Source organism: Pseudomonas sp. FH1 (assembly GCF_000510895.2).
GTDB classification, from domain to species: Bacteria; Pseudomonadota; Gammaproteobacteria; order Pseudomonadales; family Pseudomonadaceae; genus Aquipseudomonas; species Aquipseudomonas azotoformans_A.
Map to the genome: position 1 here is coordinate 109,823 of NZ_AOHM01000064.1, position 22,772 is coordinate 132,594.

At 58.3% G+C, this 22,772-nt stretch carries 22 protein-coding genes and 3 tRNA genes; 9 read left to right on the forward strand and 16 right to left on the reverse strand.

Going from position 1 to position 22,772, the window contains the following annotated elements; all coding sequences use genetic code 11:
- The first annotated feature begins 130 nt into the window (after positions 1 to 130).
- Entirely contained in the window at positions 131 to 847 is a 717-nt protein-coding gene (locus H096_RS20910; protein ID WP_033901280.1) for a 4'-phosphopantetheinyl transferase superfamily protein, read from the forward strand.
- Here H096_RS20910 and H096_RS20915 read toward each other — a convergent pair.
- Together H096_RS20915 and H096_RS20920 are read right to left on the reverse strand one after the other, a co-directional pair.
- A complete protein-coding gene (locus tag H096_RS20915) occupies positions 844 to 2,454 on the reverse strand; it encodes an ATP-binding protein (RefSeq protein ID WP_033901281.1) in 1,611 nt (536 codons plus the stop codon). The genes H096_RS20910 and H096_RS20915 overlap by 4 nt on opposite strands.
- On the reverse strand, positions 2,451 to 3,176 hold the full coding sequence (locus H096_RS20920) for a response regulator (RefSeq protein ID WP_033901282.1): 726 nt from the start codon (positions 3,174 to 3,176) through the stop codon (positions 2,451 to 2,453). Before H096_RS20920 ends, H096_RS20915 begins: the two co-directional genes overlap by 4 nt.
- Positions 3,177 to 3,729: 553 nt before the next feature.
- On the opposite strand from H096_RS20920, the gene H096_RS20925 reads away from it, so the two are divergent.
- Positions 3,730 to 6,627 carry a ribonucleoside-diphosphate reductase subunit alpha gene (locus tag H096_RS20925; protein ID WP_033901283.1) on the forward strand — a complete coding sequence of 966 codons (2,898 nt, stop codon included), beginning with the start codon at positions 3,730 to 3,732 and terminating at the stop codon, positions 6,625 to 6,627.
- A gap of 90 nt (positions 6,628 to 6,717) precedes the next feature.
- On the opposite strand, the gene H096_RS20930 is transcribed toward H096_RS20925, so the two are convergent.
- The 7 genes from H096_RS20930 to H096_RS20960 all read right to left on the reverse strand — a co-directional run bounded on the left by H096_RS20930 (position 6,718) and on the right by H096_RS20960 (position 12,975).
- Complete coding sequence (locus tag H096_RS20930; protein ID WP_051422124.1) at positions 6,718 to 7,803, reverse strand: hypothetical protein; 1,086 nt, start codon at positions 7,801 to 7,803, stop codon at positions 6,718 to 6,720.
- 184 nt (positions 7,804 to 7,987) lie between these two features.
- On the reverse strand, positions 7,988 to 9,304 hold the full coding sequence (gene flgE / locus H096_RS20935) for a flagellar hook protein FlgE (RefSeq protein WP_033901284.1): 1,317 nt from the start codon (positions 9,302 to 9,304) through the stop codon (positions 7,988 to 7,990).
- Positions 9,305 to 9,335: 31 nt separating this feature from the next.
- Positions 9,336 to 10,064 carry a flagellar hook assembly protein FlgD gene (gene flgD / locus H096_RS20940; RefSeq protein ID WP_033901285.1) on the reverse strand — a complete coding sequence of 243 codons (729 nt, stop codon included), beginning with the start codon at positions 10,062 to 10,064 and terminating at the stop codon, positions 9,336 to 9,338.
- Between the two features lie 16 nt (positions 10,065 to 10,080).
- Complete coding sequence (gene flgC, locus H096_RS20945; protein ID WP_010208347.1) at positions 10,081 to 10,524, reverse strand: flagellar basal body rod protein FlgC; 444 nt, start codon at positions 10,522 to 10,524, stop codon at positions 10,081 to 10,083.
- Positions 10,525 to 10,527: 3 nt separating this feature from the next.
- Positions 10,528 to 10,935 (reverse strand): flagellar basal body rod protein FlgB, encoded by a 408-nt coding sequence (gene flgB / locus H096_RS20950; RefSeq protein ID WP_033901286.1) that lies wholly within the window; start codon positions 10,933 to 10,935, stop codon positions 10,528 to 10,530.
- Between the two features lie 236 nt (positions 10,936 to 11,171).
- Entirely contained in the window at positions 11,172 to 11,999 is an 828-nt protein-coding gene (cheR, locus tag H096_RS20955; RefSeq protein WP_016979774.1) for a protein-glutamate O-methyltransferase CheR, read from the reverse strand.
- A 43-nt stretch (positions 12,000 to 12,042) separates the two neighbouring features.
- On the reverse strand, positions 12,043 to 12,975 hold the full coding sequence (locus H096_RS20960) for a chemotaxis protein CheV (protein ID WP_033901287.1): 933 nt from the start codon (positions 12,973 to 12,975) through the stop codon (positions 12,043 to 12,045).
- A gap of 94 nt (positions 12,976 to 13,069) precedes the next feature.
- Between H096_RS20960 and flgA the strand changes: the two genes are divergently transcribed.
- From flgA to H096_RS20980, 4 genes are all read left to right on the forward strand, one after another.
- A complete protein-coding gene (gene flgA, locus H096_RS20965) occupies positions 13,070 to 13,834 on the forward strand; it encodes a flagellar basal body P-ring formation chaperone FlgA (protein ID WP_033901288.1) in 765 nt (254 codons plus the stop codon).
- Between the two features lie 141 nt (positions 13,835 to 13,975).
- A complete protein-coding gene (flgM, locus tag H096_RS20970; protein ID WP_033901289.1) occupies positions 13,976 to 14,299 on the forward strand; it encodes a flagellar biosynthesis anti-sigma factor FlgM in 324 nt (107 codons plus the stop codon).
- A 48-nt stretch (positions 14,300 to 14,347) separates the two neighbouring features.
- Entirely contained in the window at positions 14,348 to 14,818 is a 471-nt protein-coding gene (locus H096_RS20975; protein ID WP_033901290.1) for a flagellar protein FlgN, read from the forward strand.
- Between the two features lie 96 nt (positions 14,819 to 14,914).
- Positions 14,915 to 15,664 (forward strand): flagellar brake protein, encoded by a 750-nt coding sequence (locus tag H096_RS20980; RefSeq protein ID WP_033901291.1) that lies wholly within the window; start codon positions 14,915 to 14,917, stop codon positions 15,662 to 15,664.
- A gap of 61 nt (positions 15,665 to 15,725) precedes the next feature.
- Here H096_RS20980 and H096_RS20985 read toward each other — a convergent pair whose 3' ends face one another.
- Together H096_RS20985 and H096_RS20990 are read right to left on the reverse strand one after the other, a co-directional pair.
- Positions 15,726 to 17,111, reverse strand: coding sequence for an MFS transporter (locus tag H096_RS20985; protein WP_033901292.1), 1,386 nt, complete (start codon positions 17,109 to 17,111; stop codon positions 15,726 to 15,728).
- A gap of 269 nt (positions 17,112 to 17,380) precedes the next feature.
- Positions 17,381 to 17,457: transfer RNA gene (locus H096_RS20990), tRNA-Arg, on the reverse strand.
- Positions 17,458 to 17,782: 325 nt separating this feature from the next.
- Between H096_RS20990 and H096_RS20995 the strand changes: the two genes are divergently transcribed.
- The 3 genes from H096_RS20995 (at position 17,783) to H096_RS21005 (ending at position 18,906) form a co-directional block, all read left to right on the forward strand.
- Entirely contained in the window at positions 17,783 to 18,010 is a 228-nt protein-coding gene (locus H096_RS20995) for a hypothetical protein (protein ID WP_033901293.1), read from the forward strand.
- 10 nt (positions 18,011 to 18,020) lie between these two features.
- Complete coding sequence (locus H096_RS21000) at positions 18,021 to 18,200, forward strand: PA3371 family protein (protein WP_033901294.1); 180 nt, start codon at positions 18,021 to 18,023, stop codon at positions 18,198 to 18,200.
- 379 nt (positions 18,201 to 18,579) lie between these two features.
- Positions 18,580 to 18,906 (forward strand): Arc family DNA-binding protein, encoded by a 327-nt coding sequence (locus H096_RS21005; protein ID WP_003193592.1) that lies wholly within the window; start codon positions 18,580 to 18,582, stop codon positions 18,904 to 18,906.
- 102 nt (positions 18,907 to 19,008) lie between these two features.
- Here H096_RS21005 and mgtE read toward each other — a convergent pair whose 3' ends face one another.
- The 5 genes from mgtE to H096_RS21030 form a co-directional block, all read right to left on the reverse strand.
- A complete protein-coding gene (gene mgtE, locus H096_RS21010; protein WP_033901295.1) occupies positions 19,009 to 20,451 on the reverse strand; it encodes a magnesium transporter in 1,443 nt (480 codons plus the stop codon).
- A gap of 340 nt (positions 20,452 to 20,791) precedes the next feature.
- A tRNA-Arg gene (locus H096_RS21015) sits at positions 20,792 to 20,868 on the reverse strand.
- Between the two features lie 108 nt (positions 20,869 to 20,976).
- Positions 20,977 to 21,067: transfer RNA gene (locus tag H096_RS21020), tRNA-Ser, on the reverse strand.
- A 62-nt stretch (positions 21,068 to 21,129) separates the two neighbouring features.
- On the reverse strand, positions 21,130 to 21,318 hold the full coding sequence (csrA, locus tag H096_RS21025) for a carbon storage regulator CsrA (protein WP_003175645.1): 189 nt from the start codon (positions 21,316 to 21,318) through the stop codon (positions 21,130 to 21,132).
- Positions 21,319 to 21,493: 175 nt separating this feature from the next.
- The gene (locus tag H096_RS21030) at positions 21,494 to 22,735 is read right to left on the reverse strand and encodes an aspartate kinase (RefSeq protein ID WP_010208327.1); all 1,242 of its coding nucleotides are present in this window, start codon (positions 22,733 to 22,735) and stop codon (positions 21,494 to 21,496) included.
- Between the last annotated feature and the right edge of the window lie 37 nt (positions 22,736 to 22,772).

The following is a 22,772-nucleotide window of genomic DNA, read 5'->3' on the forward strand; positions in this document are numbered from 1 at the left end:
GTTTGGCTGCTGCCCTTGTGTGAGTTCCAGACTACGCAGGCGCCCCTGAACTCCCCCTGAACAGCCTCTGAACCTCAGCTGAACCGCAGCGGGCTATCCTGTTGCCCATCAACTCGGCAAAATACCGCCCATGAATTCCCTACCCGCTTGCTGCACCCCACTCGACGCCCATTGGCCGCTGCCCGAACCCTTGCCAGGCACGGTGTTTCTCAGCACGCGCTTTGACCCTGCCTTATTAACGGCCGGCGATTTCCAACGTAGCGCCGTACCGCCACCGGCCAGCATCCAGCGCTCGGTGGCCAAGCGCCAGGCCGAATTCCTGGCCGGTCGAGTGTGTGCCCGCGCGGCCCTGCAACAACTCGATCACCTCAACTATATCCCGGCGATCGGTGAAGACCGCGCGCCGGTGTGGCCTGCGCATATCTGTGGCTCCATCACCCACAGCACCGGGCATGCGGCGGCGATTGTCGCGCACAAGGCGCAATGGCATGGGCTGGGGATGGACTTGGAGAACGTGCTGAGCCTGGAACGGGCGGAGCGGCTGGCTGGGGAAATCCTCACGCCCGATGAACTGCAACGTATGGCAACGCTACCGCGAGAGCAGATCGCACAATTGGTGACATTGACATTTTCGGTCAAGGAGAGCCTGTTCAAGGCGCTCTACCCGATTGTGCAGAAGCGCTTCTATTTTGAGCATGCCGAAATGCTGGAGTGGTCGGATTCGGGCCAATTGCGACTGCGGTTGCTGACGGATCTGTCCAGCGAGTGGTGCCATGGCAAAGAGCTGACAGCGCAGTTTTCGGTGAACGATGGGCAACTGTTGAGCCTGGTGGCCATCAAGGCTTAGGTTTTCTCCTGATCCCTCGGCCAACTCAGGCTGAAACACGCCCCACCCAGGTTATTGCTCTTGCCAATCAGCGCCCGTCCGCCGTGCCAATAGATGATCCGCCGCACGATCGACAGCCCCAGCCCATGCCCGCCGGAGGCACGGGTGCGGCTGTCGTCCAGGCGCAAGAATGGCGTGAAGATGCGCTCCCAGGCACTCTCAGGTACACCGGGGCCGTCATCCTCCACGTCGATGCGGCAACGCACCTGACCCACCTGATAACTGATCAACACCTGGCCCTGGGCATGGCGCATGGCATTGCTCACCAGATTCTGCAGCGCACGGTGCAGGTAACGTGGCTCGGCATCCACCCACGCATCATCCCAATGCGCCGAAGACAGGCAAATGCCCCTGCTCACCCTAACCTGCGGACGCAGTGGCGATAATTCGCCTATCACCTGATCGAGCAGCGCATCGAGGTCGACCCGCTGGAAATTCAGCTCCGGCGAGCCTTGCTCCAACCGCGCATACGTGAGCATTTCATCGACCAGGCCATCGAGGTCCTGGATATCGCTGTCCATGCCTTCCAAGTATTTACGCCGCGCCTCGGCCGTAGTGGCATCACCGACCATCTCCAGGCCGAACCGCAAGCGTGCCACCGGTGTGCGCAGTTCGTGGGACACCGCGCGTACCAGCTCACGCTGGATCGCCAGCAACTGCTGCAAGTGCTCGGCCATGCCATTGAATGCCGCGGCCAGACGCCCCACCGAGTCAGCGCCACGGGCCGGCACACGCACTTCCAGGTTGCCCTTGGCGATGCGGGTGGCGGCGGCTTCCAGGCCGCGCAGCCGACGCTCAAGCTGACGCACCAATAGATAGACGATCAAACCGATCAGGGTCAGGCCGATCAACGCGATCAAGATCAGCCATTGCGGCGGGTAAGGGTTCATCTGATACAAAGGCCCCAGTTCCAGCACCCATGGCGTGCCGACCATGCCAGCGAACACGCGGATCGAATCGCCGCCCTTGCCCAAGGCCATCACTGTGTCGCCTTCCGAGACGCGGCGGCGCTGGTCTTCGTCCATGTCGGCCTGGTCGAGGGTCATCAGGTGCATGTCGAAGCCAAATCCCTTGGCGTCTTTTATATCCGCCAGGCGTTGCGGCTGTTCAGCCACCGGGAAGCGCACCAGTTCGTCGGCGAGCAGGTAGATAGTCGCGCGCGCCAGCTGTTCGCTGATCTGCTGCACTTCGCCCGTAAGCACCAGTTGCGACTGATCACTGACCAAGCGCAGCACCCGCGCGGCATGAGGCCCGGTCTGCTCCACCAGCACCTGGCCGCGTTGTAGGCGATTGCGCTGGCTCAAGTCCAGCTGCGCATCGGCCAGGGGGCGCAGCTCCAAGGGAATGCCGAGCAAGCGCTCCCACACGGCCAAGGCGCGCTGGCGTTCGATGGGGCTCATGGGTTGCAGGTTGTCGCCCATCAAGGCGAAGGTGCCGTGGGCCAGGCGCTCGCGGTATTGGCCGCTGCGCACTTCATTGAGCAGGTGCAGGGCCAGCACGCCGAGCAGTGCGACCAGGATCAGCGCCGCGCACATGCCGCCGTAGATGCGCAGGAAGATCGAGTTCACAGCGGCATGTCGGCAGCAGCTTCAGGGACGAACAGGTAGCCCTTGCTGCGAATGGTCTTGATCAGGCGCGGATGGATCGGGTCGTCACCTATCTTGGGGCGAATGCGTGAGATACGCACGTCGATGGAGCGGTCCTGGCCGTCGTAACCGATACCGCGCAGGGCGATGAAGATTTCTTCGCGGGACAAAATGCGCCCGGCATTGGCCACCAGCAGCCACAGCAGGTCGAATTCGGCACTGGTCAGCTCGATACCCTCATTATGCAGCCAGGCTTCGCGCAATGCGTTGTCCACCACCAAGGGGCCGAATTGCAGGCGACGCTGGTTCTCCACTGCCGCCGGTTCCGCCGGTTCGCTGCGCCGCAGCAAGGCCTGGATACGAGCCAGCAACAGGCGCGGGCGCACGGGCTTGCACACGTAGTCGTCGGCGCCCATGTCCAGGCCTAGCACCTGGTCCATGTCATCGGTGCGTGCGGTGAGCATCAGGATCACGCCGTCATAGCGCTCGCGCACCTTGCGGCAGATGCTCAAGCCGTCTTCACCGGGCAGCATCAGGTCGAGGATCACCAGGTCAGGCTGTTCGTCGATGATGCGCGCCGCGGCCAGGGCGCCATCGCCTTCCACGGACACCCGCAGGCCGTTGCTCTCCAGATACTCACGGGTCAATTCGGCCAATCGCTGGTCGTCTTCGACTATCAATACCTGCCAGGCTTCTTGCTCCACGGGTGACCTCAATGTCTGTCATAAAAGGCGGGCATGATCTGGGTAACTGCACAGCCCGATACGGCCGATTGTAGCCATGGGCCAGCCCTCAAACACAAGCCGGGAAATCCATTCGGTGATCGCGTTTTTTTGTGATAGGGTTCGCGCCCTTCGAAAATGGGCAGGTTGTTTTAAGCCCGAAACATTTAATGACAAACGGCGTAATCCAGCAGCAGTGCGGCCTACACACCCATTCAACCTTTCTTACACATTTTACCCACAGCGTTATCCACAGGTTACTGCGTTGCTAACCCCTCGAAAACGCATTATCTTGTACCTCGGCACTGGAGAAGACCCTACATGTGGGGTTTTCGAAGAAAGCGCCCAACCACACAAGTGGCAAGAAATTCAAGCGTTTTATTGCTAGCGCAGCATGGAACCAACCGATTTTCAGTAGACCAAACCGCTCACGCGGATGGCAGCTGTTTCCCATCCCCGATATGGAAAACGGTACGGGTGTTGCAGGAAGAGCCTGGCACTCGCAATCAAATATAGAACGTGGAGACACCCCCCCATGCAAACCGACACAACTCGCGAGAACCCGCAAGGCTCCGTGCCGCAGGCCGCCGATTCGAACCTGGATCTGTCCGCCACTGCACCCGGCCAATTGCGTGTGATCAAGCGTAACGGCACTGTCGTTCCTTACACCGATGACAAAATCACCGTCGCCATCACCAAAGCGTTTCTTGCAGTTGAAGGCGGCACCGCTGCCGCCTCGTCGCGCATCCACGACACCGTTGCCCGCCTAACCGAACAAGTCACCGCGACCTTCAAGCGTCGCATGCCTTCGGGCGGCACCATCCACATCGAAGAAATCCAGGACCAGGTCGAACTGGCCCTGATGCGTGCCGGCGAACAGAAAGTCGCCCGCGACTACGTGATCTACCGTGACGCCCGTTCCAAGGAACGCGCTGTACGCACCCCAGCTGAAGAAGCTGCGGTACAAGCTCACCCATCGATCCGCATCACCCTGGCCGACGGCACGTTTGCACCGCTGGACCTGGGTCGCCTGAACACCATCGTCACCGAGGCCTGCGAAGGCCTGGAAGAAGTCGACGGTGACCTGATCCAGCGCGAAACCCTGAAGAACCTGTACGACGGCGTGGCCCTGACCGACGTCAACACCGCCCTGGTGATGACCGCCCGTACCCTGGTTGAACGCGAGCCGAACTACTCGTTCGTGACCGCGCGCCTGCTGATGGACACCCTGCGCGCCGAAGGCCTGGGCTTCCTGAAAGTCGCCGACAGCGCCACCCACCACGAAATGGCCGATTTGTACGCCAAGGCCCTGCCTGCCTACATCGCCAAGGGTATCGAATTCGAATTGCTGAACCCGATCCTGGCCACCTTCGACCTGGAAAAACTCGGCAAGGCGATCAACCACGAGCGTGACCAGCAGTTCACCTACTTGGGCCTGCAAACCCTGTACGACCGTTACTTCATCCACAAGGACGGTATCCGCTTCGAACTGCCGCAAGTGTTCTTCATGCGCGTGGCCATGGGCCTGGCAATCGAAGAGAAGCAGAAAGAAGACCGTGCCATCGAGTTCTACAACCTGTTGTCGTCCTTCGACTACATGTCGTCGACCCCGACCCTGTTCAACGCCGGTACCCTGCGTCCACAGCTGTCCAGCTGCTACCTGACCACCGTGCCGGATGACCTGTCGGGCATCTACCACGCGATCCACGACAACGCCATGTTGTCCAAATTCGCCGGCGGCCTGGGCAACGACTGGACCCCGGTGCGTGCACTGGGTTCGTACATCAAGGGCACCAACGGCAAGTCCCAGGGCGTTGTACCGTTCCTGAAAGTGGTGAACGACACCGCCGTCGCCGTGAACCAGGGTGGCAAGCGCAAAGGCGCTGTCTGTGCCTACCTGGAAACCTGGCACATGGACATTGAAGAGTTCATCGAGCTGCGCAAGAACACCGGTGATGACCGTCGTCGTACCCACGACATGAACACCGCCAACTGGATCCCTGACCTGTTCATGAAGCGTGTCTTCGACGACGGCCAGTGGACCCTGTTCTCGCCTTCCGAAGTGCCGGACCTGCACGACCTGACCGGCAAGGCTTTCGAAGAGCGCTACGAGTACTACGAAGCCCTGGCTCAGTACCCTGGCAAGATCAAGCTGTTCAAGACCATCCAGGCCAAAGACCTGTGGCGCAAAATGCTGTCCATGCTGTTTGAAACCGGCCACCCATGGCTGACCTTCAAAGACCCGTGCAACCTGCGCAGCCCGCAGCAGCACGTGGGCGTGGTCCACAGCTCGAACCTGTGCACCGAGATCACCTTGAACACCAACAAGGACGAGATCGCGGTTTGCAACCTGGGCTCGATCAACCTGCCGAACCACATCGTCAACGGCAAGCTGGACACCGCCAAGCTGGAACGTACCGTCAACACCGCCGTGCGCATGCTCGATAACGTGATCGACATCAACTACTACTCGGTGCCACAGGCGCAGAACTCCAACTTCAAGCACCGTCCGGTCGGCTTGGGCATCATGGGCTTCCAGGACGCGCTGTACCTGCAGCACATTCCTTACGGTTCGGATGCTGCAGTCGAGTTCGCCGACAAGTCCATGGAAGCGGTCAGCTACTACGCGATCCAGGCTTCCTGCGACCTGGCCGACGAGCGCGGCGCCTACGAGACGTTCCAGGGTTCGCTGTGGTCCAAAGGCATCCTGCCGCTGGATTCGCAACAGATCCTGATCGAGCAACGTGGCCAGAAGTACATCGACGTTGACCTGGAAGAATCCCTGGACTGGGCGCCAGTACGTGCCCGTGTGCAGAAAGGTATTCGTAACTCCAACATCATGGCCATCGCGCCGACCGCGACCATCGCCAACATCACTGGCGTATCGCAGTCGATCGAACCGACTTACCAGAACCTGTATGTGAAATCGAACCTGTCGGGCGAATTCACCGTGATCAACCCGTACCTGGTTCGCGACCTGAAAGCCCGCGGCCTGTGGGACTCGGTCATGATCAACGACCTGAAGTACTACGACGGTTCCGTGCAGCAGATCGAGCGCATCCCGCAAGAACTCAAAGAGCTCTACGCGACGGCGTTCGAAGTGGACACCAAGTGGATCGTTGACGCCGCCAGCCGTCGTCAGAAGTGGATCGACCAGGCCCAGTCGCTGAACCTGTACATCGCTGGCGCTTCGGGCAAGAAGCTTGACGTGACCTACCGCATGGCGTGGTACCGTGGCCTGAAAACCACTTACTACCTCCGTGCCCTGGCCGCGACCAGCACCGAGAAGTCGACCATCAACACCGGTAAGCTGAACGCGGTTTCCAGCGGCGGCAACCACGGTGATGATTCGGTGCTTGCAGCGCCAGCCGGCCCGGCCCCCGTGCCAAAGGCCTGCGCGATTGACGAGCCGGATTGCGAAGCTTGCCAATAAGCTGAGGCGGTTGCGGATCGCAATGATCCGGAACTGAAAAAAGCCGACAAACCTGAGCATGATTGGGTTTGTCGGCTTTTTTATGGCCGCTTAGAAAAGCACCGTGTAAATACCTGGGCCTGGCGCACCACCTCGCCCTCCCCAGAGTTCCTTACGATTGCCAATCACCGCCATGGAATGCGCATTCGTTTCATAAGTCCCCACCATCCCCCGCGCAAAATCACTTTGAAAGCCTGGCCTGTAGTGATCTTTCAGCCCAAGCCTGTGCAAGCCTTCACGGGAATGTTCACCATCATTCAAGCTGATCAGCGCATCCTTGAAGCTTCTGGTGGCATTTCTGTCGTTTTCGCCAGGAGAGCCACTATTCCCTTCCATCTGCGCTCGCTTGGCACTCGCCGCATACATAAAGTTGGCGTTGGTCATTAAGGTAGGGTCATCGCCCTTGAAGCGCGCCTCTCGTGCAGCCATGCGCAGCTCATCCTTGGTCAGCTTGAGTTTGAATCCATCATGCATCTCCACCTCATAGGTATTGCCCTTCAACTCGACATTCTTGAAAACATCTTTGGGGTCCTGGCCGAAATGCTGCATGGCAGCCTTGATAGAAGACACCGTCGTGCAATTACCTTCGTAGCCTTGAGAGAAACCACTCCAAATGTTATCCGGCTTTTTCCCACGCACACTTTTATCAGGCTGGTAATCATGGTACTTCGCCCCCTCAGTGATGGGCTTGTTGCTCATGGATTCGGAAGGGCCAAAATTCTCCGGGTTCACACGGCCGCCACCGCCACCTCCTCCACCGCCACCAATGTCTGGGGGGGCCGGTGGAGAGGGCGATTCATCATCTGCAAACAGCTCTGGAAAAAGCGCCTTCAAAAATGCGAGCCAACTGTCAGATGCGTCTTTTTTTAACGCCTCGATAATCGCCTTGAACTTCTCCTCTCCGAGTTTCTTGCGCACCTCATTGAGCTTGTCACGCAAGTCCTGGACGGATTGGCTCTTGGAGGTTTTCTGCGCCTCCTCCAATGCCTTCAGAAGATTGGATACCACCGCCTTATCGGCATCCAGGCTCTGAACACCGTCGGTTTTGTCCTGGGTGTTTTCAGCACCAAAAGCAGCGGTTCTGTCGCTAAAATAAACCCGAGCCGTTTGGCCTGATATCTGTTGAGCCCATTGCATAAATTTCCCCCACCCGTAAGCCACCGTTGGTGTACTTGGTAGGGAAAAGTGCGTCGGCCGTTCCAGTAAAAATGAGTGGTCTCGTAGGGACGCAGGCAGTACGAAAAGTCGCGCCTACAAAATGAACGCGCAAAAAAAACCCCTCGTTGAGGGGTTTTCTTTCGCCAGCGTCAGACCAATGACATTACGTCATCTGAATGATGGTCTGCATGATGGTGCTCTGGGTGGAGATGGTCTTGGCGTTCGCCTGGTAGTTGCTCTGGGCCTTGATCAGGTCCACCAACTCGTTGGTCAGGTTGACGTTGGAGTTCTCCAGGGAGTTGGCCACGATAGACCCCAGGGTGCCGGCTTGCGGGGTGTCATAACCTGGCTGGCCCGAAGCGAAGGTCTCTTTCCAGGTAGTACCGCCGTTGGGCTGCAGGCCTTGTTCGTTGTTGAAGCTGGCCAGAGAGATCTGGCCAATGGCCTTGCTCTGCTGGTTGCTGAACGTCGCGAACAGTACACCGCTGCCGTCGATTTTCAGGCCGGTGATCTGGCCGGTGGCGTAGCCATCGGTGACCGGTGGGTTGCGGTACGTGGCCGAGTTGTACTGGGTAATGTTGGCCATGTTGACGGCGATCCCGGTGGGGTTCGCATCAGCACCATTTTTCTTCCACACACCGTCGGTCACGGTACCCGGTACCCAGCCGGTAATGGTCAGGGTTTTATTCGACACAGTACCGGTCACGACACTGGTGAGCTTGCCAGCACCATCAAAGGTCAAGGTTGACGGCACCGGCGCCTTCACATCCGCACCGGTACCGAAAGGTGGCGAACCGTCAGGGTTGCGACCGTCAATCAGGGTATAGGCATTCCACTTGTTGCCGTCGGTTTTCACCAGGTACTGCACCATCGGGTGCGCATTGCCCTGAGAGTCATACAAGGTGGTGCTGTACTGGGTGGTGAAGGTGCTGGTGTCGTTCGGGTTGAACGGCTTCGCCACTTGGTCGATTACCGGCTCCGAGGAGTTCAGGTTACTGGTGGAATCCACTTTGGTGGATGCCTTGGGCGGCAGATTCGCCAAGTTCAGTTGCAGGTCGGTCAGGCCGCCCTTGATGATCTTGCCGTTCTCGTCCGCGGCATAACCTTGCAGGCGCGAAGTGCCGGTGTTGTTGGTGATGTAGCCATCTTTGTCGGCACGGAAGGCACCACTACGCGTGTACTCCAGCGAACCGTCGCTGCCCTTCTGCACGAAGAAGCCGCCGCCCTGGATCGCCATGTCCAGGATGCCACCGCTGCCGTTCACGTCACCTTGGGTGAACTGCTGGGACACCGCCGCCAGGTTCACACCGTTGCCGATACTGTTCTGGCCGGTGCCCAGTTTGGAGGCGGCGTAGATGTCCGCGAATTCCGCACGGGACGACTTGAAGCCAGTGGTCGCGACGTTGGCGATGTTGTTGCCGGTCACGTCCAGTTGTTTGTTGGCCGCATAGAGGCCGCTAAGGCCGATGTTAAAAGACATGTTTCTCTCCCTCTGCCGTATTTAGCCGGCTCTATGTACCGATAGTCTGAATTTGCGACAGCTTGACGCTGCCCATGCCGCCAGCCAGGTTCAGCAGCATTTCGCCGCCGGTCTTGCTCAGGGTCACGCTCGTTACCGTTGCTGGCAGCGAAGTGGTCAGGGCAACGGCGTCGCCCTTGTCATTCTTGGTGGTGGCATTGAAGGTGTAGGTGCCCGCCGGGGCGACCTCGCCCTTGTCGTTCTTGCCATCCCAGATGAAGCTCTGGCTGCCGACAGCCTGGGCGCCCATTTCGATGGTGCGCACCAGGTTGCCGTCTTTGTCGGTGACCTTGACGGTGACGTTGCCCGTCGCCGTTTTCACATCCACCGAACCGGTCATGCTCTTGCTGGTATCCACCATGGCCTTGTCGGTCTGGATGATGATCGAGCGGCCTACCAGCGACGACGCCTGCAGCGCTTGCGACGAGCTGAAGTTGCTGGAGATCGCATTCACCGAGTCATTCAGGGTGTTGATGCCTTCCAGGCTGCTGAACTGCGCCAGCTGGGCCACGAACGCGCCGTTGTCTTGCGGCGACAGCGGGTTCTGGTTTTTCAACTGGGTAACCAGCAGTTGCAGGAACGCATCCTTGCCCAGCGACTGTTTGCCGGTGGCGGCCTTGGAAGCGTCACCCAGGCTGCTGGCGTTGTCTGTCGCGGTCTTGACCTTGGAGTTGAAAAGGTCCTGGACTGGCGTGTTGTTACTCGTATCAACAATGGCCATTATTTGGCGCCCCTTATCACTGACCCAGGGTCAGGACCTTCTGCATCATGGTTTTGGCGGTGTTCATCATTTCCGCGTTGGTCTGAAACGAACGGCTGGCGGAAATCATGTCGGCCATTTCCTCGACCACGTTGACGTTCGGGTAGTAGACATAACCCTTTTCGTTCGCGGCGGGATGGTTGGGTTCGTAGCGGGCTTCAAGGTTGCTTTGGTCTTCGACCACGCCGAGCACTTGCACGCCGGAGCCTGCTGCACCTTGGTCCTGGAACAACGAATCGCTGCCGCCCGCCTGGCCGCCCTGGAACATGGTGGCGAACACCGGGTGACGGGCGCGGTAGGTCTGGTCAATGCTCGAAGACACGGTCTCGGCGTTGGCGATGTTACTGGCGACGGTGTTCAAACGCGTGGTCTGCGCGCTCATGCCACTGCCGGCAATATTGAAAACACTGGACAGGGACATGGCTTACTCTCCACGCAGGGCTGACATCAGCCCTTTGAATTTGCTGTTAAGCAGGGTGAAGCTGGCTTGAAAGTTCACCGAGTTCTCGGCGTAGGCCGATTGCTCCAGCTGCGCGTCGACGGTGTTCTGGTCGATCGACGGCTGCATCGGCGTGCGATACAGCAACGACTCGTCACCATTGCTCAGGCCTTGCGCTTCGATATGACGGCTGTTGGTCATGTTCAAGGCGAAGGTGCCGTTCTTGGTCTTGTCATGCTGCGCGGCGAGCACGGCGGAGAAGTCCAGGTCCCGAGCCTTGTAGTTCGGGGTATCGGCGTTGGCAATGTTGTTGGCCAGGACTTCGGCACGCTGGGCGCGGAAGCCCAGGGCTTGTTCGTGGATACCGAGCGCTTTATCGAAGCTGATGCTCATGGCGGAAACCTTTAAGGGCTGACCTGCTTTTCGTTAACTGGGTTATAGCAAGGTGCATGCCAATCTTACGAAGGCCCGTATATCAAGGGTTGGGGGGGCGGTTGCCGGCGGCAATGCCAGAAAAGCGGCAAGCGGTTTCCGCGTGGCGCCAGTAAAGCGGCAATGGCGTTTGCCGCTTTGCGGCCAAAAAAATGGGAGGCCTTTGTGGGGCCTCCCATTGTTTGTTCAAGCGTGCATCACTTGGCCTGGTAGATGATCCCCGGACTGCACTGCACCATCTGGTAATGATCCGGCAAACCGTTCAGCGCTTCGGAAGCACCGAGGAACAGATAACCACCACGCTTGAGCGTGCCGTGAATGCGCAACAGGATGTCTTTCTTCACTTCGGCCGAGAAGTAGATCAGCACGTTGCGGCAGAACACCATGTCGAACTTGCCCAGGCTGGCGTAGCTGTCGAGCAGGTTGAACGAGCGGAATTCCACGCGGCTCTTGATCGGCGCCTTGACCGCCCAACGCCCTGCCCCTTTCGGGTCGAAGTAACGTTGCAAGCGCTCCTGGGACAAACCACGGCCCAGGGCCAGGCTGTCGTACTCGCCGGTCTTGCAGTTGGTGAGCATGGTGCCGGACAGGTCGGTGGCGACGATTTGCGCCCCCGCCTTCAACTGGCCCATATTGGTCCGTTCGAACTCATCGATGGACATCGAAATCGAGTACGGTTCCTGCCCCGAAGAGCAGGCAGCCGACCAGATGCGCAGGCGCTGGCCGGGGCTGGCCTTGATGGCCTCCGGCAGCACTTTGCTCTTGAGCACTTCAAACGGGTAGGTGTCGCGAAACCACAGGGTTTCGTTGGTGGTCATGGCATCGACCACCATCTCCTTGAGCCCGCTGCGCGGCTGCCCCTGGATGCGCTGGACCAGCTCACCCAACGACTTGATGCCCTGCTGCTCCATCAGTTTGTTGAGACGGCTGGATACCAGGTACTGCTTGTTTTCACCGAGCAATATGCCACAGGCTTTTTCCAGGAAGACCCGGAATTGTTCGAAATCCAAATTACCCGTAGACAATGATACCGCCTCTTAAATCGTGTGACCGCCAGGGGAAATCCCCCTAGCCGTGATCTGCTGCCTTGATCCGGTCGACTACCCGGGATGCCAGGTCATCAGGACGAAATTTGGCCAAAAAGTCATCCGCACCGACCTTCTTGACCATCGCCTGGTTGAAGACACCCGACAACGAAGTATGCAGGATGATATGCAATTTTTGCATGCGTGGATCGTTGCGTATCTCGGCCGTGAGGGTGTAGCCGTCCATTTCCGGCATCTCGATGTCGGAGATCATCATCAAGAATTCTTCTTCCGGCTTCTTGCCGTCGTCCACCAGCTTGCGCAGGTAATCCAGCGCCTGGCGACCATCATTGAGGGCCACCACTTCCACACCGACGGTTTGCAGGCAACGGGTCACCTGTTTACGCGCCACCGAGGAATCGTCCACCGTCAACACACGCAGGGAGATTGCCTTGTGCGCGGTTTCAGCGTCCACCACCCCCACGGAAATTGACTCCGATGTGGGCGCCACTTCAGCAAGGATCTTCTCCACGTCGATGATTTCCACCAACTGGTTATCGACCCGCGTCACCGCCGTGAGGTAGTGATCGCGACCGGTGCCCTTGGGCGGCGGATGAATCTCTTCCCAGTTCATGTTGACGATGCGTTCCACCGAGCGCACCAGGAAACCCTGGGTCTTGGTGTTGTACTCGGTAATGATGACGAACGGGTTCTCGCGGTCCTGCAAACCCGCCGAACCGGTGGCCAGGGCCAAGTCAAGAATCGGGATCGTCGCGCCACGGATGTTGGCGACGCCACACACCACCGGGCTCGATTTGGGCATGATCGTCAGCTTGGGACATTGCAGCACTTCCCGCACCTTGAACACGTTGATGCCATACAACTGCTTGCCATCCAGGCGAAAAAGCAACAACTCCAGGCGATTCTGCCCTACCAGCTGTGTGCGCTGGTTTACTGAATCCATTACTCCTGCCATGCCTTGACTCCCACGCTAAAACCTTTGGCCATACCTATAAGGGCAGTGACGCGCACCCAACTCTAAACGGCACGGCCTTTGCTATTTATTGGTCATGGATATTAAAACGACAGTTTCCCGACGCCCCATCCTGACACGGTACCGCAGCTTGCTCTGCGTACCGCTGGCGTTGCTCGCCTTGGGCCTGGGCGCCACGGCCCGCGCAGACAACGTCACCTTGCCTGATCTACTTATCGGCGTCACTCAAGGCTTTCTTGAGTTCACTGTAGAAGATTATCTGGCGACTACCCAGACGCCAGGGCGATATGAAATCCAGGTCAACCAGCTGGACCCACGTTTGCGCATGCCCATGTGCGACAAGGAATTGACAGCCACCCTGGAAAGCCCCGCCCAGCCCATCGGCCGCGTGACGGTCAAAGTGCGCTGCGACGGCGCCTCGCCCTGGACCGTGTTCGTGCCGGCGCAGGTCAAGCTGTTCCGCGATGTGGTAGTGGTTGCTCGGCCATTGAAACGCACCGGCATCATCGGTTTCGAAGACGTTGTGCTGCGCGAACGCGACATCAGCATGATCAGCCAGGGCTACCTGACCTCCCTCGACCAGGCGGTCGGGCAGAAATTGACCCGACCAGTGGTCACCGACCAGGTCATTACTTTGGTGCATCTTGAGCAGGCAGAGGTGATTCGCAAAGGCGACCAGGTGGTGATTTCCGCCAGCAGTGGTGCGTTGCAGGTCAAAATGCCGGGGGAAGCGTTGTCCAACGGCGGCATGAGCGAACAGATTCGCGTCAAGAACCTCAACTCCAACCGGGTGATCAAGGCGCGGGTCACCGCACCGGGTCAGGTGGAGGTGGCTTTATAGATTACTGGTATCGGGCGCGCGCTTTTCCTACACTGTCGGTTGGATGCCGGCCTGTAGGTTTTATTGTCAATCGAGCCTAAAGTTTGTCCGGGTATGGCCGAAAACATGGCAAGCGTCCAAATACCCAGAGGTTTTTTGATCATGGTCATCGATTTCAGTCGTTTAAATAACACCCCGACCACGTCGGCCCCTACGCGAGCCACTGTCACCAAGGACAGCGTAGAAGCCAAGGCCCAGCCACTGCCCGCCAAGGCAGAACAGGCCAGCGCCAGCCAGAGCGGGGAATCCGTACACCTGAGCAATGAGGCTCAACAGTTGCAGAAGGTCACTGACTCGCTGCGCGATCAACCGGTGGTCAATAAAGCCCGTGTGGCCGAATTGAAACAGGCAATCGCCGATGGCAGCTATAAAGTCGACAGCAACCGTGTAGCCAGCAAGCTGCTTAATTTCGAAGCCGAGCGCTAGGCTAAGGCCTGCGCCGGGCTTTTGGACGCTTAAACCCCAAGGCCAGCCATGCATCACGACGAAAATCTGCTTCAACTGATCATTGATGATCTTGCGCCGACGCAACAGCTGCTCGAGCTGCTCAGGGAAGAATCCCTGGCCCTCTACGGCCGGGACATGCCGCTGCTGGAAGAAATCCTGGCGCGCAAGCAGTCGCTGATTGTCCTGCTGGAACAGCACGGCAAGAAACGCAGCCAGATCCTCGCCAGCCTGGGCCTGCCGGCAGACCATGACGGCCTGGCGCAACTGGCCAGCCACTCTTCGGTTGGCGATCAATTACTGGCCCAGAGCAACGAACTCAATCAATTGCTCAGCCAGTGCCAGGAAGCCAACCTGCTCAACGGTCAGTCGATCCAGCTTCAGCAAGCCACGACCGCCAACCAGTTGCGTATACTTCACGGCGGAGAGCCTCCGGCGCTTTACAACGCCCAAGGTTCCACCTCGCGCCTGGTCAAGCCAAGCACCCGCAGCCAAGCCTGACGCCGGTTTACAGCGCGACCTATCCAAGGCGCGCCACATACTGGCAGAATGCCTGCTCTTGCGTGTAGTCGTATTTTGTCTGGAGATGGAAGAACCGTGTTCAACGCCCTTAATGCGGAAGATGCCCCGCAGCCACCCAAGGTCCTCACCACGCCTCTGGAAATCGCCAGCACCTTGCGGATGCTGCAAGACAGCCATGACCCGCTGATCATCACCTTCCACGAACGCAGCCAGCGCTTCCAGAGCTACCTGGTGGACGTTGACCGGGACAGCAAGACCCTGGCGCTGGACGAAATGATCCCGCGCGACGGTGAGCGCTTCCTCGAAGGCGGCGAACCGTTTCGTATCGAAGGTTTTCATGAAGGCGTGCGCGTCGCCTGGGAAAGCAACGGCACTTACACCATCAGCGAAAAAGACGGTCACCGCATCTACACCGGCGGCATGCCTGACGAAGTGGTCTACCACCAGCGCCGCAATGCGTTCCGCGCCGCCTTGAAGCTGGCCCAACTGGTCAATATTGAATTGGGTGGCGAGAAGCTCAAAGCCCCCGTCAGCGGCAAACTGCTGGATATTTCCGCCACCGGCTGCAAACTGCGCTTTGAAGGGGATATCTCCGAGCGCCTGCAACTGGGCCAGGTCTACGACCGTTTTATCGCCGCCCTGCCCTTTGGCAGCATGACCACCTCGGTCGAACTGCGTTACCTGCACTTCGAAGAGAAGATCAACACCACGTTCGCCGGCGTACGCTTCCACAACATGAGTGGCTTGGTGCAGCGCCAGGTCGAGCGTTTTGTGTACCAGTTGCAACGCGAAGCACGACGCTTTGACAAAGACGACGATTTTTAAAGCTTAAAGATCGCGGCAAAAAAACGGGCAGATCCTGATGGGATCTGCCCGTTTTTTGCTTTCAGGGACGTGCCCTGCTCAAGTCGTGAGGGTGCTCGTCTGGCCCAGGAGGCTCAGGCGGGCCCACAAAAGGCGGCTCATCCACCTCTGGACTCGGCTCCACTTCCGCTTCAGGTTCCGGGGCGGTGGTTTGCATTTGTTCCTGCACCACCGCCTCGTCCACCCGAGGATCCAGGCAAGCCACCAGCGGCGAGCTGGACATGCTGTCGGGCATCGCCACATGGTGCAGTGGTGCGTCGTCCACTTGATGCAGGTTGGTCACCGCTTTCGGCCGGATGCGCCACACCAGGATCAACGCGCACAAGCTGAAAAACGCATACAACATGTGGCTGCCGAACAACTTCATCACCACACCCGCCAGCAACGGCCCGACACTGGCGCCGACGCCGTAGGTCACCAACAGCATGGCCGTCAGCGACACACGGCGATCACCTTCCACATGGTCGTTGGAGAACGCCACTGCCAGCGGATACAGACAGAACTGCACCAGGGAGCAGACAAAACCTGCCACGAACAACACTTCCAGCGGCACCTGGGTCAGTATCGCCAACGGCAACGCCGCCACGGCCAGGCACAGCGCGAAGCAGCGGATCAGCAGCGCGCGATCATAGCGGTCAGACAGCCAGCCCAATGGCCACTGCACCACCAGCCCGGCAAAAATACAGCTGCCCATGAACAGACCCACCTGCTCGGTGGTCAGGCCCTGCTGAGAGGCATACAGCGGCGCCAAACCGTAGAATGAACCAACGATCAACCCCGCCCCAAGCACCGTACTCAAGGACTGCGGCACGCGCTTGATAAAGAAACGCGGCTCCATCGGCGCAGGATGCAGAGGCGCCGGGTGAATCCGTCGCGTCATGGCCACCGGCACCAGGCACAGCGCAAAGCACAGCGCGACCAGCATCAGCAATTCAAGCCCCAACTGAGGGTGCATGACCAGGATCAACTGACCGAGCACCAGGCCCAGGTAGGACGCGATCATATAGCCGCTGAACACCACGCCGCGCTGCTTGGCGTCGGCCTGCTCATTGAGCCAGCTTTCGATGACCATGTACTGGCACATCATGCCAAGGCCCACGATCATCCGCAGCACGATCCAGGCCGGCAACCAGTCGATCAGACCGTGCCCCAACACCGCCGCACCGACGATCCCGGCGCAGGTGGCGTAGGCGCGGATATGCCCGACCCGGGCAATCAGGCGATGCCCGATCTTGCCACCCAGCACCAGGCCAAAATAGTTGGCCGCCATCAACGCACCGACCCACAGGCTGTCGACATGATCGGCCGCCAGGCGCAGGGCCAGGTAAGTACTGAGCAGGCCGGAGCCGATCAGCATCATCAAGGAGGCGAAATAAAGGGCTCGAAAAGATTTCCAGATCTGGCGCATCGGCGTTCCGAGCGGCTCCTTGCGGTGAGAGACAGGGCTATCGGCATGATAGTCCGGGGTGGCCGGGTCCGGACAGGCGGTATGCGCTGTTTCCGGGGATTATTTTGCTTCAAGGCTCTGACGCTGCCTGGCTGCTCGCGGGATACACGGATTGCTATAAATACACGATGCCAGGGCTGTGAACCCATAACCCCGGCAAGGTTCGACCCATCTTCGGAAAACGCCCACAAAAAAGCCCCGCCAGACGGAACTGTGCGGGGCTTTGAATGTGGTGTCCCAGGGCCGGTTCGAACGGCCAACCTTCCCCTTAGGAGGGGGATGCTCTATCCAATTGAGCTACTGGGACAAATGACAGCTGCAGCGCTAAAGGCGCGGCGACGGACGGCGTGCATGTTAACGGCCGAGGTGGGTTTTGTCATGTCGTCCGTGGGCTTTTTGAGTGTAGGTCGATGCCAGCCTTATTTATCCTGCCTTGACCCCGCAAACACGGGCCTGTGAGGCCATCGTGCAAAATGCACTCCCCCAAAACGCCATCATTGCAAATTGCAACCTTCCAGTCGCTTAAAGTAGACTCAAGCGATTGATTTTATTGAATTAATAGATTGGCACGACACCTGCAATACTTCTCCTACAAACCCAACAAGCCACGGCGTTAAGCGGAGAACATGACCATGAACAGTGCCCTTCTGTTAGCCCTCAACACCGTAGCCTTGGCTGCATTACTGATGTTTCACTTTCAATCGACCGGCAGCAATGACCCTGCGCAGATCAGTCAGGCTGTGCCACATCATTTGCAACAACGCCCGCAGCTGGCGGTGATGACACCTAATGCACAATCCCCCGTGCGCCTGACCCAAGATACTCAGTCCGCACCCGCCTCTGAACACTGGGTTTTCTGAGGAAGCTTTGATGAACAAATTTGCCTGGCTGTTTTTGTGCCTGACCGCAATAACAGGGATTCTGGGCCTGAATGCCGAATCCCACGACAGCCAAACCACTGCATTTATCGCCAGCGGCGTGTTCGCCAGCCTATTGCTACTCACCCTGATCCTGGGTCGACGCATCAAATTCGACCCAGTCCTGCGCTAACTCCCCTCCTACCTTATGTCGCCTCCCTCTCGCTAATCGGCAAATTGCCACTAGTCTTAAACTTAAGGGCAAAAGGCCACTTTGCTATAGGATGTGCGGCCTCAAACCCTGTGGTGGCCTGGACTTACGGGAAGTTCCTTCGCAGATTCACGCGTTGAAAAGTTTTCCAACCAGTCCGCAAAAATGCAAATGAGTGCTGGCATAAAGCCTTTAGGCAGTTCAATATTTGTCACAGAATTGACGCCAAGGAACTGGCAAATCTGAGGCATGATGCGGCCTCTTTGCAATTCAGGTTGAACATTTGGCTGCAAGCCTTGTCCTAACACACATCTTGCGGCCAATTCCAAAAACCGCTCCCCTGAACTAACCGGTTAAATATATGCGCCCATTGAAACAGGCAATTTATTCCAGCCGTACGGCTGACAAGTTCGTCGTACGTCTGCCAGACGGAATGCGGGAACGCATTGCCGAGGTGGCTCGCAATCATCACCGCAGCATGAACTCCGAAATCATCGCGCGCCTGGAACAAAGCCTCATTCAGGAAGGTGCGTTGGGAGAAGAGTTGAGCATGCGCCTGGACAGCCCCGAGCTGTCGCTGCACGAACGCGAACTGCTGCAGCGTTTTCGTCAGCTCTCCCACCGCCAGCAAAATGCTCTCGTCTCGCTTATCGCGCACGACGTTGAGGCGGCCGCAGAAGCCAATTGATCTGCAACTGAAAGCCGAAGCCAGCCATGTGCTGGCTTTTTTTTGCGTGGGATTCGGGAAGAAGATTTGAGGCGGGGGCAGATTTGCCCCCGCAGAATGGAATCAGAGCAGGAAGATTGTTGCCAGGCCCAGGAAGATGAAGAAGCCACCACTGTCGGTCATGGCCGTGATCATCACGCTGGCACCCATCGCCGGGTCACGCCCGAGGCGGGCCAGGGTCATCGGGATCAACACCCCCATCAACGCCGCCAGCAGCAGGTTAAGGGTCATGGCGGCGGTCATCACCACACCGAGCGACCAACTGCCATACAGCAAGTAGGCCACCACACCGATCACCCCACCCCACACCAGGCCGTTGATAAGACCTACCGCCAACTCTTTGCGCAGCAGGCGCGACGAGTTCGCCGTACTCACTTGGTCCAGCGCCATGGCGCGCACGATCATGGTAATCGTCTGGTTACCCGAGTTGCCGCCGATCCCGGCCACAATCGGCATCAGCGCAGCGAGCGCCACCAGCTTCTCGATCGAACCTTCGAACAAGCCAATAACCCGCGACGCGATAAAAGCGGTGATCAGGTTAACGGCCAGCCACGCCCAACGGTTATGCAGCGAGCGCCAGACCGAGGCAAAGATGTCTTCCTCTTCACGCAGACCCGCCATGTTGAGGACTTCGGTCTCACTCTCTTCACGAATCAGGTCGACCATTTCATCGATGGTCAAACGGCCGATCAGCTTGCCGTTCTTGTCGACCACCGGCGCAGAGATCAAGTCATAACGCTCAAACGCCTGGGCAGCCTCGTAGGCGTCTTCATCCGGGTGAAAACTTACCGGATCACTGGCCATGACGTCGGCCACTTTTTTCTCAGGGTCGTTGACCAGCAGGCGCTTGATCGGCAGCACGCCCTTGAGAATGCCCTCATAGTCGACCACAAACAGTTTGTCGGTATGGCCTGGCAATTCCTTGAGACGACGCAGGTAACGCAAGACCACTTCCAAACTGACGTCTTCGCGGATGGTGACCATCTCGAAGTCCATCAGCGCGCCGACTTGATCCTCGTCGTAGGACAGCGCAGAGCGCACACGCTCACGCTGCTGGCCGTCGAGGGCCTCCATCAGCTCATGGACAACATCACGGGGCAGTTCGGGAGCCAGGTCAGCCAGTTCGTCGGCGTCCATCTCCTTGGCAGCAGCCAGGAGCTCGTGATCGTCCATGTCGGCGATCAGGGTTTCACGGACCGAGTCGGATACTTCGAGCAGGATGTCACCGTCGCGATCAGCCTTGACCAACTGCCAGAGGGTCAGTCGATCATCCAGTGGCAAGGCTTCGAGAATGTAGGCGACGTCGGCGGAGTGCAGGTCGTCGAGCTTGCGTTGCAGCTCGACGAGGTTTTGCCGGTGAACCAGGTTTTCGACCAGGTTGTTGTTCGGGCCGTCCTGGCGATGCGTAAGGTCTTCGACCACACGCTGGCGCTGCAGCAGCTCGATGACTTGAGCCAGGCGATCCTGCAGGCTTTCTTGTGTTTTCTTTACTTCTACTTCGGTCATAGGCGAACTCCACTCCCAGCAGCGGGGCACGCCGGAAGGATCAATCAGTCAATTCATGATTGGTAAAGCGGGGTACTGAGCAACTACTGGGTAAGTCCATGGAGGTATTCCACAAGCCCCGGCGGGGCTGACGGGCGCAATGATACACCGCCCGGCCACTTTAAACGTCAAAAAACTGGAAAGAACAAGCGCTTGCGAGCCAAAGCTAAGCATTGGCTACATCTATGAACTGCGACGACGCAGTGGAGAAGGAGAACACATGAAGGCGAGAGAAAAAGAAAAAATCCTACACAAACCCCAGACGGCAAAAAGCCCGCACTAGGCGGGCTTTTTGTTTGTATGGTGCACTCGACAGGATTCGAACCTGTGACCGCTCGGTTCGTAGCCGAGTACTCTATCCAGCTGAGCTACGAGTGCATTTGTTGCCGCGCATTATAGGCCGTTCAATCTCTATGTAAAGCTATTTTTTCGTTAATTTTCAACAACTTAGCGAAAAAACCAGATTGCAACGTACTAAGCAAATAATGGCGGAGAACGGGGGATTCGAACCCCCGACACCCTTTTGAGGTGTACTCCCTTAGCAGGGGAGCGCCTTCGGCCACTCGGCCAGCTCTCCGCAACACGGGGCGTATATTAACCACGTTCACCCCCGTTTGCAAACATAAAAAACGATAAAAATTAAAGGCTTGGTTCTTCGTCCTTCTCTTTCTTGATCCGCAGGTAGATTTCCTCGCGGTGTACCGCTACCTCTTTCGGAGCGTTAACCCCGATACGCACTTGATTGCCTTTGACGCCGAGCACGGTCACGGTGATTTCGCCATCACCGATAATCAGGCTTTCTGCGCAACGACGAGTCAGAATCAGCATACCTTTCTCCTCACGCATTTCAGTTCAGGAACAACAGTCTGCAAAAAAAAGGCCTTCGACCTACAACCCAAAGGCCATAGCCCTACCCGCCTAAGTATTGTCGAGCGCACGCAAAAGAACATGCGTCCTACAAAAAAAGGAAAGGCGCGGTAAACCGCGCCTTCCTGGCACTGCATCACTCGCCCTGTCGGGCCGGAGCGTCCAACTCAAAAGCGGTATGCAAAGCGCGTACAGCCAGTTCCAGGTATTTCTCTTCAATCACCACCGAGACCTTGATTTCCGACGTGGAGATCATCTGGATGTTGATGCTTTCCTTGGCCAGGGCCTCGAACATGCGGCTGGCAACGCCCGCGTGAGAGCGCATGCCCACACCCACGATCGACACCTTGGCGATCTTGGTATCGCCGACCACTTCACGAGCGCCGATCTCCTTCGCAGTGTTCTGCAGGATCCGCTCCGCCGCATCGTACTCGTTGCGGTGCACGGTGAAGGTGAAATCGGTGGTGTTATCGTGCGAAACGTTCTGCACGATCATGTCGACTTCAATGTTCGCGCCGCTGATCGGGCCCAGAATCTTGAAGGCCACGCCCGGGGTGTCTGGCACGCCACGGATAGTCAGCTTGGCTTCATCACGGTTGAAAGCGATACCGGAAATGATCGGCTGTTCCATGGATTCCTCTTCATCAATAGTAATGAGGGTGCCCGGACCCTCTTTGAAGCTGTGCAATACGCGCAGCGGAACGTTGTACTTGCCGGCGAATTCCACCGCACGGATCTGCAACACCTTGGAACCGAGGCTGGCCATTTCCAGCATCTCTTCAAAGGTGATCTTGTCCAGGCGCTGGGCCACGGACACCACACGCGGGTCAGTGGTGTAGACGCCGTCCACATCGGTGTAGATCTGGCATTCATCGGCCTTCAGCGCCGCTGCCAGCGCCACGCCGGTGGTGTCCGAACCGCCACGTCCAAGGGTGGTGATGTTGCCCTGCTCGTCCACACCCTGGAAGCCCGCTACAACTACCACGCGACCGGCTTTCAGATCCGTACGGATTTTCTGATCGTCGATCTGCAGGATGCGCGCCTTGGTGTGCGCGCTGTCGGTCAGGATGCGCACCTGGCTGCCAGTGTAGGACACCGCCGGCACACCGCGCTTGTTCAGCGCCATGGCCAGCAAGGCGATGGTCACCTGCTCGCCGGTGGACACGATCACATCCAGCTCACGCGGGAGCGGCTGTTGATCACCACTGATTGCCTTGGCCAGATCGATCAGGCGATTGGTCTCGCCGCTCATGGCCGACAGCACCACCACCAGGTCGTCGCCGGCATCGCGGAATTTCTTAACCTTGTCGGCCACCTGCTCGATTCTTTCGACAGAACCGACCGAGGTGCCTCCAAATTTCTGTACGATCAAAGCCATTTCTAAGCCGCCTCAGCCCGTAAAGGGGCGCCTAATA

Bases quoted from the DNA above. Each gene is read 5' to 3' on its own strand.
- H096_RS20910 (WP_033901280.1), top strand. From the start codon at position 131: ATGAATTCCCTACCCGCTTGCTGCACCCCACTCGACGCCCATTGGCCG.
- H096_RS20925 (WP_033901283.1), top strand. From the start codon at position 3,730: ATGCAAACCGACACAACTCGCGAGAACCCGCAAGGCTCCGTGCCGCAG.
- H096_RS20930 (WP_051422124.1), bottom strand. From the start codon at position 7,803: ATGCAATGGGCTCAACAGATATCAGGCCAAACGGCTCGGGTTTATTTT.
- flgE (WP_033901284.1), bottom strand. From the start codon at position 9,304: ATGTCTTTTAACATCGGCCTTAGCGGCCTCTATGCGGCCAACAAACAA.
- flgD (WP_033901285.1), bottom strand. From the start codon at position 10,064: ATGGCCATTGTTGATACGAGTAACAACACGCCAGTCCAGGACCTTTTC.
- flgC (WP_010208347.1), bottom strand. From the start codon at position 10,524: ATGTCCCTGTCCAGTGTTTTCAATATTGCCGGCAGTGGCATGAGCGCG.
- flgB (WP_033901286.1), bottom strand. From the start codon at position 10,935: ATGAGCATCAGCTTCGATAAAGCGCTCGGTATCCACGAACAAGCCCTG.
- H096_RS20960 (WP_033901287.1), bottom strand. From the start codon at position 12,975: ATGGCAGGAGTAATGGATTCAGTAAACCAGCGCACACAGCTGGTAGGG.
- flgA (WP_033901288.1), top strand. From the start codon at position 13,070: ATGGATATTAAAACGACAGTTTCCCGACGCCCCATCCTGACACGGTAC.
- flgM (WP_033901289.1), top strand. From the start codon at position 13,976: ATGGTCATCGATTTCAGTCGTTTAAATAACACCCCGACCACGTCGGCC.
- H096_RS20975 (WP_033901290.1), top strand. From the start codon at position 14,348: ATGCATCACGACGAAAATCTGCTTCAACTGATCATTGATGATCTTGCG.
- H096_RS20985 (WP_033901292.1), bottom strand. From the start codon at position 17,111: ATGCGCCAGATCTGGAAATCTTTTCGAGCCCTTTATTTCGCCTCCTTG.
- H096_RS20995 (WP_033901293.1), top strand. From the start codon at position 17,783: ATGAACAGTGCCCTTCTGTTAGCCCTCAACACCGTAGCCTTGGCTGCA.
- H096_RS21000 (WP_033901294.1), top strand. From the start codon at position 18,021: ATGAACAAATTTGCCTGGCTGTTTTTGTGCCTGACCGCAATAACAGGG.
- H096_RS21005 (WP_003193592.1), top strand. From the start codon at position 18,580: ATGCGCCCATTGAAACAGGCAATTTATTCCAGCCGTACGGCTGACAAG.
- mgtE (WP_033901295.1), bottom strand. From the start codon at position 20,451: ATGACCGAAGTAGAAGTAAAGAAAACACAAGAAAGCCTGCAGGATCGC.
- csrA (WP_003175645.1), bottom strand. From the start codon at position 21,318: ATGCTGATTCTGACTCGTCGTTGCGCAGAAAGCCTGATTATCGGTGAT.
- H096_RS21030 (WP_010208327.1), bottom strand. From the start codon at position 22,735: ATGGCTTTGATCGTACAGAAATTTGGAGGCACCTCGGTCGGTTCTGTC.